This is a genomic window from Jiella soli (genome assembly GCF_020615385.1).
Classification (GTDB): domain Bacteria; phylum Pseudomonadota; class Alphaproteobacteria; order Rhizobiales; family Rhizobiaceae; genus VKMB-3413.
This window is the reverse complement of record NZ_JAJAVB010000032.1, coordinates 39,969-56,940: the sequence shown is the minus strand read 5'-3', so window position 1 is coordinate 56,940 and position 16,972 is coordinate 39,969. Positions and strand designations below refer to the sequence as shown.

Below are 16,972 nucleotides of genomic sequence, written 5' to 3'. Positions count from 1 at the left end.
TCAGGCCCTCTTGGCTATGGGTGCGGCGATCGCCCGGAACTCCGAGAGCACGGCGTCGACGAAAGCGGGATCGTTGATGTTGGCGGAGACCCGGACGAGGCGGCGCTGCGGCGTCTGGCGGACCCCTTGCTCCAGCGCCTCGAATAGCGCCCGGTCGGCGTCCGGGTCGTGGAAGGGCTGGCCGGGAGCGTCGAGCATCGAGACCCCGCCCTCGGGAATGAGGAAGCGGACCGGCCCCTGCATCTCGTTGAGCCGGCCGGCGATCCACTCGCCGATCGCGCGGTTTTCCTCGCGCGTCGTGCGCATCAGCGTCACGTTCGGATTGTGGATGACGAATTTCCGGCCGTCGAACGTCTTCGGCACGGTGTCGCGCGGGCCGAAATTCACCATGTCGAGGGCGCCGCAGGAGCCGACATAGGGAAGTCCCTTGCGGATGATCGCGCCGAACCGATCCTCGGTCGCCGCGAAGACGCCGCCGACCAGCATGTCCGGAACCTCGGTCGTGGTCAGGTCGAGCACGGCGGCGAGCAGGCCGGAATCGGCGAGCGCCTCCATCGAGCGGCCGCCGGTGCCGGTGGCGTGGAACACCAGCGTATCGAACTCGCCCTGGAGCTCGCGCTGCACTGCCTGGACGCAAGGCGTCGTCACGCCGAACATTGTCAGCCCGACCGCCGGGCGTTTCTCCACCGCCGCACGAGCGGCGTCGCGGGCGCTCGGCCGCTTGGCCAGCATGCCGGCGAGCGCATGCGCCGCGTTTGAGAGGATCGTCTCCGTGATCGAGTTGAGCCCCTGCACGTCGGCGACCGAGTGCATCATCAGGATGTCGGACGGCCCGACATAGCGGCCGACATCGCCCGACGCGACCGTCGAGACCATCAGCTTCGGGATGCCGACCGGCAGCCGCCGCATGCCGGCCGTCGCCAGCGAGGTGCCGCCCGATCCGCCGGCCGAGATGATCGCCGCGATATCGCGCTCGCGGACGATCCAGCGCGAAAAGGCTTCCGCCATGGCTTCCACCGAGCGGCCGCGATCCTCTCCGAAGACGGCGCTTGAGCCGCGCGGATGGAAACTCGCGATCTCCTGCGCGCGGACATCGGCCGTGGATGGCTTCTGCGATGTCGACAGATCGACCGTCCGCGTCCTGACGCCGACGGCGCGGAGCTGGTCGCGCAGAAAGGTCAGCTCCCTGCCCTTGGTATCGAAGGTGCCGACGACGAGCGCCGTGCGCGAGGCGCGGTCGATCCGCGGCATCTCGAAGATCGTCGAGGCTGCCTCGGCCTCATCCTTTTCCGCCGCTTGTGGCCGTTGCCGGACGCCGCCGCGTCCGATCTGGGCATCGCTCAGGGACCAGCGGTTGGGCACGGAACGCAGGCTGCGGCGATAGCCGCCCTCGCCGCGGGGCGAGGGCTGCGACGCGCCCTCCTCGCCCGGCCGGATGATCCGGTAGACTTCCGCGACGCGGCTTTCCGTCTCGCTGGAAGTTTCGGGAGTCGGATCCTCCTCCGGCTCATCGGAATGCCGGCCGACGCCGAGCAGGCGCTGCTGCAGGTCGCGGTCGGCGGCAAGTTCGGCCGCCGGCATGATCCGGTTGATCCGGCCGTTGACCATGATCGCGACCTTGTCCGCCACGCTGGTCGCGACTCCGATATTCTGCTCGATCAGGAGGACGGCGATCTCGCCCTCCTCGCCGAGCGTTCTCAGCATTTCCGCGACCTGGTCGACGATGACCGGGGCGAGGCCCTCGGTCGGCTCGTCCATGACGAGGAGCTTCGGGTTGCCGAGCAGGGCCCGCGAGATCGCCAGCATCTGCTGCTCGCCGCCGGAGAGCTGGCCGCCACCATTGGTGCGCCGCTCGGCGAGCCGGGGGAAGGTCTGGTAGACGCGGTCGACCGTCCATTGCGCCTCGGCGCCGCCGCGAAAGGCGAGCTTCAGATGCTCGTCTACCGACAGGCTGCGCCAGACGCGGCGCCCCTGCGGGACGTAGCCGACGCCGAGGCGCGAGATCTGGTGCGGCTCCAGCCGCGTGATCGAGCGGCCGCCGAGAAGGATCTGCCCACCGTTCGCGCGCTTGAGGCCGGTGATCGTGTTGCAGAGCGTCGTCTTGCCCATGCCGTTGCGCCCGACGACGGAATAGACGCCGTGGTCGAGGGTCAGGTCGATGCCCTGGATCGCATGCGACTGACCGTAATAGACGTCGAGGCCCTGGATCTTCAGCGCCGACCTGCCGCTGTCCCTAGCCATGCCCGCCTCCCAGGTAGATTTCCTGCACCTGCGGGTCGTTCTCGATCTCCTGCGGCGTGCCTTCCTTGAAGATCCGGCCGTTGTGCATCATCGTCACGCGCTCGGAGACGCGCAGGGCGACATCGAGGTCGTGTTCGATGATGATGTAGCCGATATGGGCAGGCAGCGAGGACAGGATCGCCACGAGGTCCCGCCGCTCGGTCGGCGACAGCCCCGCCGCCGGCTCGTCGAACAGGATGAAGCGTGGTGCGCCGGCAAGCGCCAGCGCGATCTCCAGCTGGCGCTGCTGGCCATGGCTGAGGTTGCCGACGAGGGTGTCGGCGATGTCGTCGAGCTTGACCGCGCGCAGGATCCGTTCCGCCTGCTCCATCGTCGCGTCGTCCCATTTCGGCCGGACCAGCGAGAAACGGCTCCGCGAGACGCCGCGGCAGGCGAGATAGACATTGTCGCGGACGCTGAGGCCGCCGAAGAGCAGCGAGATCTGGTAGGTCCGGCGCAGGCCGCGGCGGATGCGCTCCTGCGCCGGAAAGCGGGTGACGTCCTCGCCGAAGAAGCGGATCTCGCCCGTCGACGGCGGAAAGTCGCCGGTAATCGTGTTGAAGAGGGTCGTCTTGCCGGCACCGTTCGAGCCGAGGACGGCCCGGCGCTCGCCGGCGCGCACCGTCATGTGGATGTCCGCCAGCGCCGTCAGCGCACCGAAGGAGCGGCCGACGCCGAAGAGTTCGAGCGCATTCGCGCCGCTCTCGCTCAGGGGATTTCTAGCCGGCTCGGCCACTGTCGCTGCTCCTTGGGGCCCGACCTGTCACGGCGGGCGGATGCGGGTTTCGTGCTCTCGGGAGGTCATGGCCCCGACCGGCGGCAGGGGCCATGACCTGGGTTCGGACGCTTACTGGCAGTCCGGGTTGTCGCGGCTCGCCGGACCGATCTTGAGGAACTCGTCCTCCGGCTCGCCGAGGGTCTGGTTGACGTTCTCGGCGACCTTGATGACCTTGTTGACGAGGTGGCCGTCGTCGCTCTCGACCACTTCGGTCACGAAGATGTTGGCGACGCCGTTGCGGTTCTTGTCGACCTTCACCGGCCCGGTCGGCGTATCGAATTCGAGCTTGGACAGCGCCTCGCGGAATTTCTTGCCGCCATCCGACAGATCGCCATTCACCTCGTCGAGCGCGCGCAGCGCCGCCTCGGTGTTGACGTAATAGGCATGGGCGAAGAGCGAGGGGACCGGGAAGCCGTCCGGATAAGCCTCCTTGTAGGCCTCGACGAACTTCGTCCAGCGCGGGTCGTCCCAGGTGTCGGCCGTCGGGCCGGCCGCGATGGTGCCGATCAGCGCGTCCTTCAGGTTGCCCTTGGCGCTCAGCACGGTCTGGTCGACGGTGATCGAGCCGCCGATCAGCGGCGCCTGGCCGCCGGCCTGCTGGTATTGGGTCAGGAAGTTGACCGCGTCGGCACCGCCGAGCGCGACGTAGATCGCGTCGACATCGTCCGGCAGCGAGGCGATGACCGAGGAATAGTCCTTGTTGCCGATCGGCACCCAGGACTTGGCGACGACCTTGCCGCCGAGCTTGCAGAAGGGCAGCATGAAGCCTTCCACCTGGCTGTAGGGGAAGGAGTAGTCCTCCGCCACGGTCGCGACACGCTTGTAGCCCTTCTCGTTGTAGGCGTATTCGCCGAGCCCGGCCATCCACTGGACGCCGTCGGTCGAGAAGCGGAAGAAGTTCGGCGACGGGTCGAACAGCGTCGTGTCCTGCGCGGCCGACGACCCGTTGAGGAAGGTGACCTCCGGCTTGGTCTTGGAATAGTCCTTGACCGCGATGCCCTCAGACCCGGAGAGCGGTCCGATCAGGACCTCGACCCCGTCCTGTTCGACGAGCTTGCGTGCGGCCTTGACCGCGCTGTCCGGCGAGGCGTCGGACGAGGCGGTCGACAGCTCGATCGTCTTGCCGCCGGCCTTGTTGTCGTGCTGCTGCAGCGCAAGCTTGGCGCCGCGCATGGCATCCTCTCCGAGCACCGTGAAGGCACCCTCGAGCGTCGCCAGGACACCCATCTTGATGGTGCCGTCGGCGGCGTGCGACGCCCCGGTCGACAGGACGGTGGACGCGGCGAGCGCCGCGGCCATAACAATGCGTCTCGAGATCAACATAAGCTTTCCTCCCCTTTGTTGATGGTTTTGGACTGGTTGCGTCAGGTTCCTCGGCTTCGACCGGATCCCGACGAAGTTCCAGAACCCGCCTCGCGCATCTTCGCCAGAATTCCGAGCAGGCCCTTCGGCGAGACGAAGAGGACGATCAGGAAGACGAGTCCGATGACGGTATTGAAGCGGTCGCTGGCGACGAGGTCGATCGCGAAGTTCTCCAGGAGCACGAACAGGATCGCACCGAGGAAGGGCCCGACCGGGCTGGCGATGCCGCCGACGACCGCGACCACGAGAACGTCGATCGCCGCGTCGACGCCGATCGTTCCGGGCGAAATCTGGGCGTTGAACCAGACGAGCAGGACACCCGCCGATCCCGCCATGATGCCGGACAGGAAGAAGGCGAAGACCCGGTGCGCGGCGACATTGTAGCCCAGCGCGCGCATGCGCCGGGGATTGTCGCGGATCGCCTGCAGCGTCAGTCCGAAGGTGGAACGTTCCGCATAGACCGTCCCGGCGAAGAACAGGCCCGAGACGGCGAGGCAGAGATAGTAGAAGGGCACCGGCGCCCGCCAGTTCACCCCGAACGCATGCGGCGGCAGCACGCCGTGAAAGCCGTTGAACCCGTTGAAGACGTCGTAGTTCTGGCGGACGAAGTAGAAGAAGGCCGTGCCGATCGCGAGTGTGATCATGATCGTGTAGATGCCTTCGGTCCTCACCGCCAGGAGACCGATCAGCGTGCTGGCGAGCGCCGCAAGAAGGACCGAGACCGGGACCACCAGCCACCACGGCCAGCCGAGGCCGAGAAGATTGGACTCGTTGGTGCCGAAGATCGCGACGCAATAGGCCGCGATACCCGCCACCGTCAGCTGCGCGAGGCTGACCATGCCGCCATAGCCGGCCAGCACCATCAGGGACAATGCGATCAGGCCGAGGATCAGCGCCCAGGCGCCGATCTGGAAGATGAAGAAGTTACTCGCCACCAATGGGTAAAGGATGAGGAGGGTCGCGGCGAGGAGATAGCGGCCGTCGATCGCGGCGAGAAAGCTCTGCGCCGAGCCCGCCTCGGCCGGCCCAGTGTCGGCGATCGTCATGCCGTCCTCCCCATCAGGCCCTGCGGCCGGACCGCGAGCACGACCACCATGATGACGAAGGTGAGGACGACGCCGTAGGTCGGGAAATAGGCGAGGCCGATCTGCTCGGCGAGGCCGATGAGGAGAGCGCCGACCGCGGCGCCGGTCACCGATCCCATGCCGCCGACGATGACGACGACGAGCGATGCGAGGAGATAGCGCACGTCCTCGCCCGGCGCGATGGACAGCGCGCTGCCCCCGACGACCCCGGCAAAGCCGGCGAGCCCCGCGCCGATCGCGAACACCGCGGCGAAGACCAGATGGACATTCACCCCGGTTGCCGACAGCATCGCCCGATCGTCGACCCCGGCGCGGATCATCATGCCGACCCGCGTCTTGTTGAGGATCAGCCAGAGCGCGATGCCGATCGCGACGGCCGCGGCGAGGACCACGAGCCGGTAGAACGGGTACATCATGAAGACTTCCGACCCGTTCGAGCGGACGAAGGTAACGATCGGGGTCTTCACCGCGCCGTTCAGCCAGTCGGGGATCGAGAACTGGTAGGTACCGCCCGACCAGACCGCCAGCATCAGGTCGGCTGCGACGATCGAGATGCCGATGGTCACCAGGGTCTGGCGGAGGTCGTCGCCCTCCATCCGGCGAAACACCAGGAGCTGGAGCAGGATGCCGATCACCGCGCCGGCCAGGAAGCCGGCGGCGACGCCGAACAGCCAGATGCCGGTAAGATTGGCGACTTCCCAGCCGATATAGGCCCCGAAGAGGTAGAGCGAGCCATGCGCCAGATTGACGTTGCGCATCAGGCCGAAGACGAGCGTGAAGCCGCTCGCGACCAGGAAGTAGAGCCCGGCGACCGTCACGCCGTTGAAGATCGTGATGGTGAAGACCTTCTTCGCACCGATGAGGTCGACCAGCCAGTCCGGCCAGACGGCGAGGAACAGCCACAGGACCAGCGCGGCCGCGAGGGCGATCGCCAGGACTGAAATCGGGTGCTTCATGTCGGGCTCCCGCCGCCGCTCGCCGGCATCAGGCCGTCAGCCGGCGGCGCTGCTCCTGCAGCTGCGGCCGCTTGTGGAACTGGCCGTCCTTCATGATGGCGAGCAGCCGGTCCTTCTCCTGCAGGATCCGGACATTGGCGATCGGATCGCCATCGACGAGGATCATGTCGGCGAGGTAGCCCTCCTTGATCATGCCGAGCTCGTCGCCCATGCACATGATCTCGCCGCCATACTTGGTGGCAGCCATGATCGCCTCCATCGGCGAAAAGCCGAGCATCTCGACGAAGGTCTGGATGTCCTTGGCGTTGGTCCCCTGCGGGGTCCAAGCGAAGCCGTAGTCGCCGCCGATGCAGATGCGGATGCCGCGCCGGTGCATCTTCTTCATCGTCTCGACGCACATTTCGAGCTCGCGCTCGTACTCCATCGTGACCGGCGAACCCGGCTTGATGCCCCATTGCTCGGCATGGCGCGCGGTATTGATCAGCCAGGCGATGCCGGGCGCAACGAAGTGCTTGTCCTTTACCGCCTCGAGCATATCGAGCGCTTCTTCGTCGGCGAAAGACGCGTGGTAGATGTTCTGGATGCCGTGGCGGATGCACTGCTTGACCGAGCCGGACGAGCGGGCATGAGCGGAGACGACCTTGTTTCGGCAACGGGCCTCGGACACGGCCATCGCGACCTCTTCCTCCGACATCGGCGTTTCTTCGGCGCCCATGCCGGTGATCGCCTCGCCGGAGAGGTTCAGCTTGATGGAGTCGACGCCGTATTTGATCAGCGTTCGGACCGTGCGGCGAACCTCCTCGGGCCCGGAGACGACGAGGCCGAGATTGAGCCCCTCATGCGGGATATGCGAGGGGGCGGCATCGCCGAGGCCGCCCACGGTGGTGATCTCGGGACCGGCCGCGAGATAGCGCGGCCCGGGGAAGCGGCCCTGGTTGATGAACTTCTTGGCGACGACGTCGAGCCTCGGCTTGGCGGCGGCGGCACCGCGGCCGCCGGTGAAGCCTGCGTCGAGGACGAGCTTGGCCATCTCCATGGTGACCAGCATGTGCTCCTCGAGCTCCATCATCTGGATGGGGTCGATGCCGGGCGCGTTGTTCCAGGACAGATGCAGATGGGCGTCGATCATGCCGGGCATCAGCGTCGCGCCCATGCCGTCGATCACCGTCGCGCCGCCGGACGAAGACCCGCTGCCGAAGCGGCTGGAGCCGCCGCGGGTGACCTGCTTGATCCGATTGCCCTGGACGAGCACCTCGCCCGTATAGGGATATTCGCCCGTCGCATCGAGGATGCGCACATTGGTGAACAGCGTCTGGCCGCCATCGCGCCCGTTGCCGTATCCGTGTCCGTTGTCTGCCATGCCGACCTCCCAGTCTTCTGCGGCTCACGCCGCCCGACACTGCACTGCTTCAAATATCTGTTCGCCTCACCGCTCGACCCTTCGCAGGAACTCCACGAGCTTGCGGCTGCATTCGGCCGGCCTCTCGACGAGGCTCCAGTGGCCGCATTGCGCCAGCACGTGAAGGCTGGCGCCGGCAATGGCATCGGCGAGTTCTCGCGCCATGGCGACGGGCGCGACGGGATCGTTCTCGCCGGTGACGAGGAGCGTCGGCACCGAGATCAACCGGGAATCGACGCGCTCGGCCTTGGCCAGCGCCTCGCAGGTCCGGGCGTAGCCTTCCGGGTTCTGCCGCATCACGCTCTCGCGCACGAAGGCGGCAACCGCCGGCTGCGACGACCGCGTGCCGGGCGCGAGCGTCGCCCCGACGATCTGGTCGGCGATCTCGGACATCTCCCCTGCCCGCGCCATCTGCGCGCGCTTGCCGAGACCGGTCCGCGCCCCCTCCGGCGGCTCGGTCAACGCGCCGTAGAGCGCGAGCGAGGCGACGAGCGCCGGATTGTCGGCGGCGATCTTCTGGCAGACGATGGTCCCCAGCGAATGGCCGACGAAATGCGCCCGCTCCACCGCGAGCGAGCGGACCGCCCGGACGATGTCCGAAGCGAAGCTTTCGATCGTCGGCGCATCGTGCGGGACCGGCGAACGGCCCGACCCCGGCATGTCGATCCGGATGACGCGATAGGAGGACAAAGCCTCCATCAGCGGCTCGTAGGTGTTGGCGGTGCCGCCGAGACCATGGATCAGGACGACCGGCATGCCCTCGCCGCTCACTTCGGCAACGATACCGGCGAGCTGGACCGTAGTCATGCCGCGATCTCCTCGAAGCGGTTTTCCAGAGCCCCGATTCCGTCGATCTCGACCCGCACCACATCGCCGGTCTTCAGGTAGCGCGGCGGCGAGAAGCCGATGCCGACGCCGGCGGGCGTCCCCGTCGCGATCACGTCTCCGGGCTGCAGCGTGATGCCGGCGGAGATCGTCGCGATGATCGTCGGGATGTCGAAGATCAGGAGCCCGGTGTTGGAATTCTGCCGGAGGTCGCCATTGACGAAGCAGCGAATGCCTGCCGACGCGATATCAACCTCGTCCTTGGTCACCGCCCACGGCCCCATCGGGCAGAAGCCGTCCTGCGACTTGCCGATCAGCCACTGGCTGTAGCGGCCCTGAAGGTCGCGCGCGGTGACGTCGTTGACGATGGTGTAGCCCCAGACATGGTCGAAGGCGTCTTCCGGGCGGATGGCCCGGCCGGCCTTGCCGATGATGACGGCGAGTTCGGCCTCGTAGTCGATCGCGGCCGAGACGCGGGCGTCGATTCCGACGACGCGGCCCGTTGCGATGACCGTCTCCGGCACCTTGGAGAAGACGATCGGAGCCCCCGGCACGGCGCCATTGGCGGCGCTGGAATCGAACCCGCTCTTGGCGAACTCGTGGGCGTGCTCGTGATAGTTCTTGCCGATGCAGAAGATGTTGCGGCGCGGCCGCGGGACCGGCGCTTCCAGCGTCACCCGCGCCAGATCGACCGGCTCGAGCGTGCGGATTCGCTCCGGCTCGCCATGCTCGATCAATGCCAGAACGCCGCTGGCGGCCTGTTCGGCCGGCAGATCGAACGCTGCGATCGTGTTCCTGCTCGCGTCGACGATACCGACTCGCCGCTCCCCCGCGATCGTGAATGCCGCGACCTTCATCGTGAACCAATTCCTCCCCGGTGATGGACCACTTTGGGCTTCATCGAGACCAAGCTAGACCCGAATGAAGAACCGGCGCAAGAGGCTTAACTGTGAAAATCTGCATCTTGCATTGCTTGATTTCCAGGCACACCCGTGCAAAGTCTCGAATTTGCAATCGACCCGCACGTTCTTCTTGCAAGGGATCTGTCGGGAAATCAGGCTGCCAAGGTGGTCGCTACAACCGGCACTGGTTCATATCCGGATCATAACGAGAGGCATTCACCGCCCATGCCACGGATCGTTGCAGACGAAGTCGCCCGGATGCTCAGGCAGCGGATCCTGTCGGGCGAATGGGCGGACGGCAGCCGGATCCCGGCCGAGCGCGACCTGTCGCAGCAGTTCGGCGTCGCACGCAACACGGTCCGGCGGGCCATGGCGCTCCTGGAGGAAGACGGCACCCTGAACAGGCGCGGCGGGTCCGGAACCTTCGTCGCGTCCACGCGGCCGGACGCTCTCGTGGCGGTCGCCCAGCGGATGATGGGGGCCAGCCCCGCCGACATCATGGAATTGCGGCTCCTGGTCGAGCCGACCGCCGCCGCGCTCGCCGCCACCAATGCCAGCGCCAGCGAGCTGCAGGCGCTCGAGGAGGCGCATCAGCGCGCCGTGGCGGCGGTGGACATGCCGGAGTTCGAGGATTGGGACGCTGAGTTCCACCACCGCGTCTTCGCAGGCGCGCGCAACCAGCTCCTGAAGGAACTGCACGAACTCCTGCGCATCCTGAGAAACCAATCCCCCTGGTTCGAGATGAAGAAGCGGTCGTTCTCCGAGGAACGCCGCCAGCGCTACTGCCAGGAGCACGCCGTGGTGGTGGAGGCGCTGCTGCGGCGTGATCCGACCCGGGCCCGGCAGGGCATGCAGGCGCATCTGGAGACGGTCTCGCACAATCTGCTCGCCCGCTGGAGCCTGTCCAACGCGGCCGAATAGCCGGCGATCAAGTTTTCAGGCCGTGCCCGTCAGGCGGAGTGCTTCGGCCACGACGGGACCGCGAAGGCGCCGGGTCCCGTCCCATCGCTGGACCTGGGCTCAGTCGGCGACGGTGACGATCGCCTTGACGATGTCGCGGCGATCGGCGCTCCATCCGGAGAGCGCCTCCACCACGTCACGGAGCGCCGCGGCGTGGGTCTTCAGCTTCGAGGAATCGATCGTGCCGTCGGCGAGCGCGGCCTTCACGGTCTCGAAGTCTTCCCGCGTCGCATTGCGGCTGCCCATCAGCGTCGTCTCGCGCTTGTGGAACTCCGGGTCGAGGAAGCTGATCTTGTCCTTCACGACGCTGACGAGGACGTAGGTGCCGCCATGGCCGACAAGGGCGAAGCCCGCCTCGATCGCGCGGGCGCTTCCGGTCGCGTCGAAGACGACGTCGAAGCCGTCCCCGCCCGTCGCGGCCATCAGAACCTCGGGCCCATCGTCCAGAGCGTGAGTGTTGGCAAAACCGAAATCGCGCTGGAGCCTGGCCAGCCGCTCGGCGTTGGCGTCGAGGATATGAACCTCCGCCCCGCGCGCCTGCGCAAAGAGCGCCGTCCCAAGCCCGATCGGGCCGAGGCCCACGACCAGCACGCAGTCCGCACCCGTGAGCCCGGACCGGCGCACCGCATGGGCGCCGATCGCCAGGAACTCGACCATCGCCGCCTGGTCCGGCGTGAGGCCGTCGGCGCGATAGAGGTTTTGCGCGGGGACCGCGATCCGCTCGGTGAGGCCGCCGTCCCGGTGGACCCCGAGGACCGCGATCTTCGTGCAGCAGTTCGGCTTGCCACGCAGGCAGGCCCGGCATCGGCCGCAGGAGACGTAGGGGTTGATGGTGACGAGCTCGCCGCGGGAAAAGCCGCTCTTGTCCTCGGCGACGCGCCCGCTCAGTTCGTGGCCGATGACGCGCGGATAGTCGAAAAAGGGCTGGTTGCCTTCGAGGATGTGGTAGTCGGTGCCGCAGATGCCGACCCTGGCGATGTCGACGAGCACCCAGCCCTCCGGCGCGCTCTCCGGCCGCAGCCGTTCGTCGAGCCGCAGCCGGCCCGGCGCCTCGACGACGAGGGCCCGCATCGTCGCTGCGCCCAGCCCCGTGGTCGCGCCTGTCTTCACCTCACGCTGCACGGCGGTCGCTCCAGTCCGCGGGCAGTTCGCCCTTGATGATCAGGCTGAGGACGTCGTCCTTCGACACCTGCTCAATGGCGTAGTCGCCGACATTCCTGCCATTGTTCATCACCATCACCCGGTCGCACAGCCGGAAGACGTCGTGCATGTCGTGGCAGACCAGCAGGATGCCGATGCCGTCGGCGCGCAGCTTCTCCACGAGGCCCGACACCATCTCGGTTTCCGACGGTCCGAGTGCCGCGGTCGGCTCGTCCATGATCAGCACCTTCACGTCAAAATAGATCGCCCGGGCGATCGCGATCACCTGGCGCTGGCCGCCCGACATGGCGCTGACCGGCACGGTCAGGTTCTTGAAGTTCGGGTTGAGCCGATGAAGCACCGCCTCGGCCTCGCGCAGCATGCGCTTCTTGTCGAGATTGCCGAAGCGCGTCTTCAGTTCGCGGCCGAGAAAGAGGTTCGCCGGCGCGTCGAGATGATCGGCGAGCGCCAGCGTCTGATAGATGGTCTCGATGCCGAGCTCCCGAGCCGCCGACGGCGTCGGAATGTCGACCGCTTCGCCGCCGAGGCGGATCTCACCGGATGAGGCGGCCATCGCACCGGACAGTATCCGCATCAGGCAGGACTTTCCCGCGCCGTTGTGGCCGAGCACGCCGACGACCTCTCCGGCATGAAGCGACAGCGAGACGTCCTTGACGGCCTGGAGGCCGCCGAAATGCTTGGAGATGTGCCGCATCTCGACGAGCGGTGGCTGCGCGTTCTGCATGCTGCTGCCTCGGTTGATCGACAGGCGCCGGCCGCGTCGCCTCGGCGGCCGGGCGGCCAGGGGCGGGTCGCGGCCGGCGCTGCTGCGCCGCCCGCGATCTTCGTGGAAACGTCCGCTCAGTAGAGGACGTTCTGGGCTTCCGGGCTGTCGATATTGTCCTTGGTGACGATGACGACGCCGGTGTTGACATAGGGCTCGACAGTCTTGCCCTCGATCAGATCGATCACGGTGTCGACGCCCTTTTCGCCCATCTGGTAGGAGCCCTGGACGGCGATGGCGTCGAGGGTCCCGTCCTTGATCATGGCCTGAAGGTCCGCATTGCCGTCGAAGCCGAGGGCGACGATCTGCCCCTTCTTGCCGGCCTGCTCGATCGCGCGGCCCATGCCGACGGCGGTCGGCTCGTTGGCGCCGAAGATGCCCTTCAGATCAGGATTGGCGGCCAGCGTGTCCGTCGTCTGGTTCAGCGCCGTCGCCATCTGGGACTGGGAGTAGAGCGTCGAGACGATCTTCAGGTCCGAGTTCTTCTCGATATAGTCCTTGAAGCCGCCGACCCGGCCGATCTCGGAGCCGACGCCCGGCACATAGGACATGACGGCGATGTTGCCGGTCTTGCCGACGCGATCGATCATCTCCTTGGCCATCGCCTCGCCGGCCGCCTTGTTGTCGGTCGAGAGGAACGACTGGTAATATTCCTTGCCGCTTTCGGCGAGCAGGCTGTCGATGATCACCACCGGAATGCCGTTCTCATAGGCGCGCTTCACCGGCGGGATCAGCGCTTCGGGGTCCGACGGAGCGAGCACAATGCCCTTCACGCCGCGATTGATCGCGTTCTCGACGAGATTGACCTCGTCGGAGATCGCCGATTCCGTCGCCGGTCCGTCGAAGCTCATCGTATAGCCGTCGTGCTTCTTGATCGCGGCGGACGCGCCCTTGTTGACGTTCTGCCAGAAGTTCGACGAATTGGTCTTGACGATGACGGCGATCTCTTGCGCCGAAGCCGCCCCGGCGAAGGCCGTCGCGACACCCGCCAGGATGGTCGCAGCCGCCCATTTTCCAATCGAATTCATATGCATTCCTCCCGTTATCCGGCCGCCTCGGCCGTTCGATTCATGTTGGAAGCGGTGCATGGCGCCTCCCGCGCCGCGTCACCGCCGGTTGCGCAGCTGATCGACATAGACGGCACCGATGACGACGCAGCCGATGACGATCTGCTGGATGAAGGACGACACCCCGGCCATGTTCAGCCCGTTGCGCAGGATGCCGATGATGAACGCGCCGATCATCGTCCCCGAGATCGTGCCCGAACCGCCCATCAGCGAGGCACCGCCGATGACGGCGGCCGCGATCGCGTCGAGCTCGGCCATGACGCCTTCGCTCGGCTGCGCGGTGACGAGCCGCGACATCAGGACGAGGCCGGCGAGCCCGGCCATGAAGCCGGACAGCGAATAGGCGAAGAGCTTGGTGCGCCAGACGCTGACGCCAGACAGATGCGCCGCCTCCTCGTTCGACCCGACGGCGTAGACATGCCGCCCGACGCCGCGCTTGTGCAGGACGAAGGCGATGACGAGGGCCGCGACGAGAAGCAGGATCGCCGGATAGGGGATGCCGGGAAAGATGACGCGCGGAAAGCCGTTCGGCGCCCGCTCGACGACCCGGAACAAGGCGCCATTGCCGAGCAGGCCGAAGCTCTCGCCGAGCTGCGAGACCGGCGCCGCCCCGGTGATCTGCAGCGCGACGCCGCGGGCGATCAGCATCATGCCGAGCGTCGCGATGAAGGGCGTGATCTTCAGCTTGGTGACGACGAGTCCGTTCAAAAAGCCGCAGAAGGTGCCGACCGCGACGCCGCCGAGGAAGCCGACCGACACAGGCAGTCCCGCCTTCACCAGAAGCCCGGCGCAAACGCCCGACAGCGCCAGAACCGAACCGACCGACAAATCGATGCCGCCGGTGATGATCACCACGGTCATGCCGAGGCCGAGAAGGCCGATCACCGCCGTTTGCAGCAGGATGGTCATCGCATTGGCGGACGACAGGAAGGCGCCGTTGACGAATGAGAAGGCGGCGACAAGAATCACCAGCGTCGCCAGGGCGGACAGCTTCTGGATGAGGTCGCCCCGGCGCTTGATGGCGCCGGCGATGCCGATCAGGTCGAGGCTCCCCGTCTTGGCGGCGGAGCCCTCCATCTGACTCATTCCGATCCTCCCGCTGGCCGGCCTTCGAAGGCCGCGGCCGCCCCGCGGCAACGCGCTCCCGTCCGGCTTGCCGATCCACCATGCTGCCGGGGCCGCTCATCCGAGCGGCGACCGCCATGTCTCCCACGCAAAAGACTAGACAGGAGGAACATTTGCGGTCAATGGTTTTTAATTATTTCCATACTGACATGAGAAACCGTAACGATATCAGTTTGCTGAAGGAATGGTACGAAAGTCGTGGCCAGGACCAACGAGCGATTCAAGACCGCCTGCAACGCGCTGTTGAAGCGGCTGGAGGACGAGCCGACCGGAACCGAGCTGCCGTCCGAACAGGTGATCGCCGACTGGCTCTGCGTCAGCCGGACGATCGCCAGATCGGTGCTGAAGGAGCTCGACGAGACCGGCATTGTCAGTTGGCGGGGTCGCCGCAAGCGGCTCCTGCGCCGCCCGCTCGCCTCCGACCGGTTCGCGCCGACGGACCTGCGGTCCGGCAGCGAGCGGGTTGAGCGCGCGTTCCTGGAATGGATCCTGCGCCGCGACGTCGCGCCGAATACGCGGCTGAACGTCCGCGACCTGTCGCGCCGCTTCTCGGTAAGCCCGCCGGCGATCACGGCGTTCCTGACCCGCTTCAGCCGGTTCGGTCTCGTCCGGCGCGAGGGGCGCGACGGCTGGATGCTGGAGGGCTTCACCGCGCAATATGCAAGGGAGCTCTCCGACTTCAGGCGGATGATCGAACTCGACGCCGCACAGCGCTTTGCGCATCTTCCCGACGACCACGCCGTTTGGTGCGACCTCGATGCGATGGAAGAGGCCCATCACCGCCTGCTGGCGACGATCGAGACGTCCTTTCACGACTTCTCGGCGCTCGACGACCGCTTTCACACCGCCATCGTCTCGATCACCGGCAACCGCTTCGCACTCGACTTCCAGGACCTGATCTCCTTCGTGTTCCACTATCACTATCAATGGAACAAGCGCTCGGAGCGCGAGCGAAACGAGGCGGCGATCGGCGAACATCTCCTGTACATCGCAGCGCTGCGCTCGCGCGATCCGCAGCGCATCCTCGCCGCGGCGGACGCCCACCTCGCGACCGCACGCCAGACCCTGCTCGCATCGATCGAGGGGCCATAGGCCGGTCGCGCAATCCGGCATCACGACGAGCGCGACCGGTGAGCAGCAAGGCTCCGGCCATTCTCACGGCGAGTGATGTCCCGCCCGAATTCGCCGCGCTCAGGTCAACCCTCCACGACGATCTGCGAATTGATCGGCCGCAAACGGCGACACGGTCCGACCCGCTACTGTTAAAGCGTGACAGGCAGACTCGCCGCCCGGAAGGATAGTTTCATGCGCTTCAAGACAGTGCTCAGCGTCACCGCCATCGATCAGTCAGACCGCGACCTCAAGGCGGCGGAACGCCTTTGCGAGGAAAGTGGCTCGCATCTTGCCGTCCTCGTCGCTTCGGTGGCGCCGCCCCCGCCGATCGAGGAATATGCCGCGGTCTCCGATCTTTGGGTGCGCGAGCGTGAAGAAGCCGCGCGCCAGCTGCGCGAGCGGGTCGACGCGGTCAATGCCGACCTCGGGGCGAGCGGAGTGTCGGCCGATGTCGACACGGTCTTTGCCGAGCGCCCGGTCATCTCCGGCGCCGTCGGCCGGCGGGCGCGCTATTCGGACCTCCTCTTCGTAGGGCCCGAACTCATCAAGGACCGACGCCTCGCCGCGGCCGTGCTCCAGGGCGCGCTGTTCGAAGCGAACTGCCCCGTGCTGATCGTCCCGGAAGGAGCGACACCGACCTTGCGCCCGCGCAGGGTCATGGTCGCCTGGTCCTCCACCCTCGAAGCCTCGTCGGCCGTTCGCAAGGCCGTCGGAATCCTGGCCGAAGCCGAGGCGGCGCATGTGGTTCTCGTCGATCCGCAGGCGACCGCCGGGGACAACGGACCCGAGCCCGGCGCCGACGTCGCGGCCTATCTCGCCAGGCACGGCGCCAAGGTGACCGTCGAACGCCTGCCGAGCGGCGGCAAGGACATCGCCGAGGTTCTGCGGCAGCATGCGATCGACATTTCCGCCGACATGATCGTGATGGGCGCATACGGCCATTCGCGCCTGCGCCAGTGGATCTTCGGCGGGGTCACGAAGCAGCTGACGGAAAAGCCCCCGCTGCCGCTGTTCCTCGCCCGCTGAGCGCTGGTCCCTCGGTCGCGGACCTGGGATCGCACGCCCGTCGAGCGGCGTCATCGCAAACGACGCCGCTCAAATGGCTGGAGCAGACAGCCGTCAGCTTCTGGTAGCGAAGGTGCGCGCATATTTCCCGCTCCTCCGCGTTCTGATGCCGGTGGAAGGATCTTTGTCCC

The 16,972-nt window shown here is 66.8% G+C and carries 15 protein-coding genes; 3 read left to right on the top strand and 12 right to left on the bottom strand.

Features of this window, described 5'->3' with window-relative positions; all coding sequences use genetic code 11:
- The 8 genes from LH400_RS20475 to LH400_RS20440 all read right to left on the bottom strand — a co-directional run bounded on the left by LH400_RS20475 (position 1) and on the right by LH400_RS20440 (position 9,542).
- Positions 1-2,241 (bottom strand): ABC transporter permease, encoded by a 2,241-nt coding sequence (locus LH400_RS20475; protein ID WP_229155134.1) that lies wholly within the window; start codon positions 2,239-2,241, stop codon positions 1-3.
- Complete coding sequence (locus LH400_RS20470; RefSeq protein ID WP_229155133.1) at positions 2,234-3,016, bottom strand: ABC transporter ATP-binding protein; 783 nt, start codon at positions 3,014-3,016, stop codon at positions 2,234-2,236. Before LH400_RS20470 ends, LH400_RS20475 begins: the two co-directional genes overlap by 8 nt.
- Before the next feature lie 111 nt (positions 3,017-3,127).
- On the bottom strand, positions 3,128-4,381 hold the full coding sequence (locus LH400_RS20465; RefSeq protein WP_229155132.1) for an ABC transporter substrate-binding protein: 1,254 nt from the start codon (positions 4,379-4,381) through the stop codon (positions 3,128-3,130).
- Between the two features lie 41 nt (positions 4,382-4,422).
- Complete coding sequence (locus LH400_RS20460) at positions 4,423-5,466, bottom strand: branched-chain amino acid ABC transporter permease (RefSeq protein ID WP_229155131.1); 1,044 nt, start codon at positions 5,464-5,466, stop codon at positions 4,423-4,425.
- Complete coding sequence (locus LH400_RS20455) at positions 5,463-6,461, bottom strand: branched-chain amino acid ABC transporter permease (RefSeq protein WP_229155130.1); 999 nt, start codon at positions 6,459-6,461, stop codon at positions 5,463-5,465. The genes LH400_RS20460 and LH400_RS20455 overlap by 4 nt, the downstream gene beginning before the upstream one ends.
- A 28-nt stretch (positions 6,462-6,489) precedes the next feature.
- Entirely contained in the window at positions 6,490-7,821 is a 1,332-nt protein-coding gene (locus LH400_RS20450; protein ID WP_229155129.1) for a metal-dependent hydrolase family protein, read from the bottom strand.
- A gap of 66 nt (positions 7,822-7,887) precedes the next feature.
- Positions 7,888-8,667: an alpha/beta fold hydrolase gene (locus LH400_RS20445; RefSeq protein WP_229155128.1), complete on the bottom strand. Its 780-nt coding sequence runs from the start codon at positions 8,665-8,667 to the stop codon at positions 7,888-7,890.
- Positions 8,664-9,542 carry a fumarylacetoacetate hydrolase family protein gene (locus tag LH400_RS20440; protein ID WP_229155126.1) on the bottom strand — a complete coding sequence of 293 codons (879 nt, stop codon included), beginning with the start codon at positions 9,540-9,542 and terminating at the stop codon, positions 8,664-8,666. The genes LH400_RS20445 and LH400_RS20440 overlap by 4 nt, the downstream gene beginning before the upstream one ends.
- A gap of 270 nt (positions 9,543-9,812) precedes the next feature.
- On the opposite strand from LH400_RS20440, the gene LH400_RS20435 reads away from it, so the two are divergent.
- On the top strand, positions 9,813-10,508 hold the full coding sequence (locus LH400_RS20435) for a FadR/GntR family transcriptional regulator (protein WP_229155124.1): 696 nt from the start codon (positions 9,813-9,815) through the stop codon (positions 10,506-10,508).
- Between the two features lie 99 nt (positions 10,509-10,607).
- Here LH400_RS20435 and LH400_RS20430 read toward each other — a convergent pair whose 3' ends face one another.
- The 4 genes from LH400_RS20430 to LH400_RS20415 all read right to left on the bottom strand — a co-directional run bounded on the left by LH400_RS20430 (position 10,608) and on the right by LH400_RS20415 (position 14,624).
- On the bottom strand, positions 10,608-11,618 hold the full coding sequence (locus LH400_RS20430) for a zinc-binding alcohol dehydrogenase family protein (protein WP_229155396.1): 1,011 nt from the start codon (positions 11,616-11,618) through the stop codon (positions 10,608-10,610).
- A 40-nt stretch (positions 11,619-11,658) separates the two neighbouring features.
- On the bottom strand, positions 11,659-12,432 hold the full coding sequence (locus LH400_RS20425; protein ID WP_229155122.1) for an ATP-binding cassette domain-containing protein: 774 nt from the start codon (positions 12,430-12,432) through the stop codon (positions 11,659-11,661).
- Between the two features lie 116 nt (positions 12,433-12,548).
- On the bottom strand, positions 12,549-13,490 hold the full coding sequence (locus tag LH400_RS20420; protein ID WP_370638449.1) for an ABC transporter substrate-binding protein: 942 nt from the start codon (positions 13,488-13,490) through the stop codon (positions 12,549-12,551).
- A gap of 87 nt (positions 13,491-13,577) precedes the next feature.
- Positions 13,578-14,624: an ABC transporter permease gene (locus LH400_RS20415; RefSeq protein ID WP_229155119.1), complete on the bottom strand. Its 1,047-nt coding sequence runs from the start codon at positions 14,622-14,624 to the stop codon at positions 13,578-13,580.
- A gap of 237 nt (positions 14,625-14,861) precedes the next feature.
- Here LH400_RS20415 and LH400_RS20410 point away from each other — a divergent pair, with 237 nt between their 5' ends.
- Entirely contained in the window at positions 14,862-15,755 is an 894-nt protein-coding gene (locus tag LH400_RS20410) for a GntR family transcriptional regulator (protein ID WP_229155118.1), read from the top strand.
- 213 nt (positions 15,756-15,968) lie between these two features.
- Complete coding sequence (locus LH400_RS20405) at positions 15,969-16,802, top strand: universal stress protein (protein WP_229155116.1); 834 nt, start codon at positions 15,969-15,971, stop codon at positions 16,800-16,802.
- Positions 16,803-16,972: the final 170 nt, after the last annotated feature.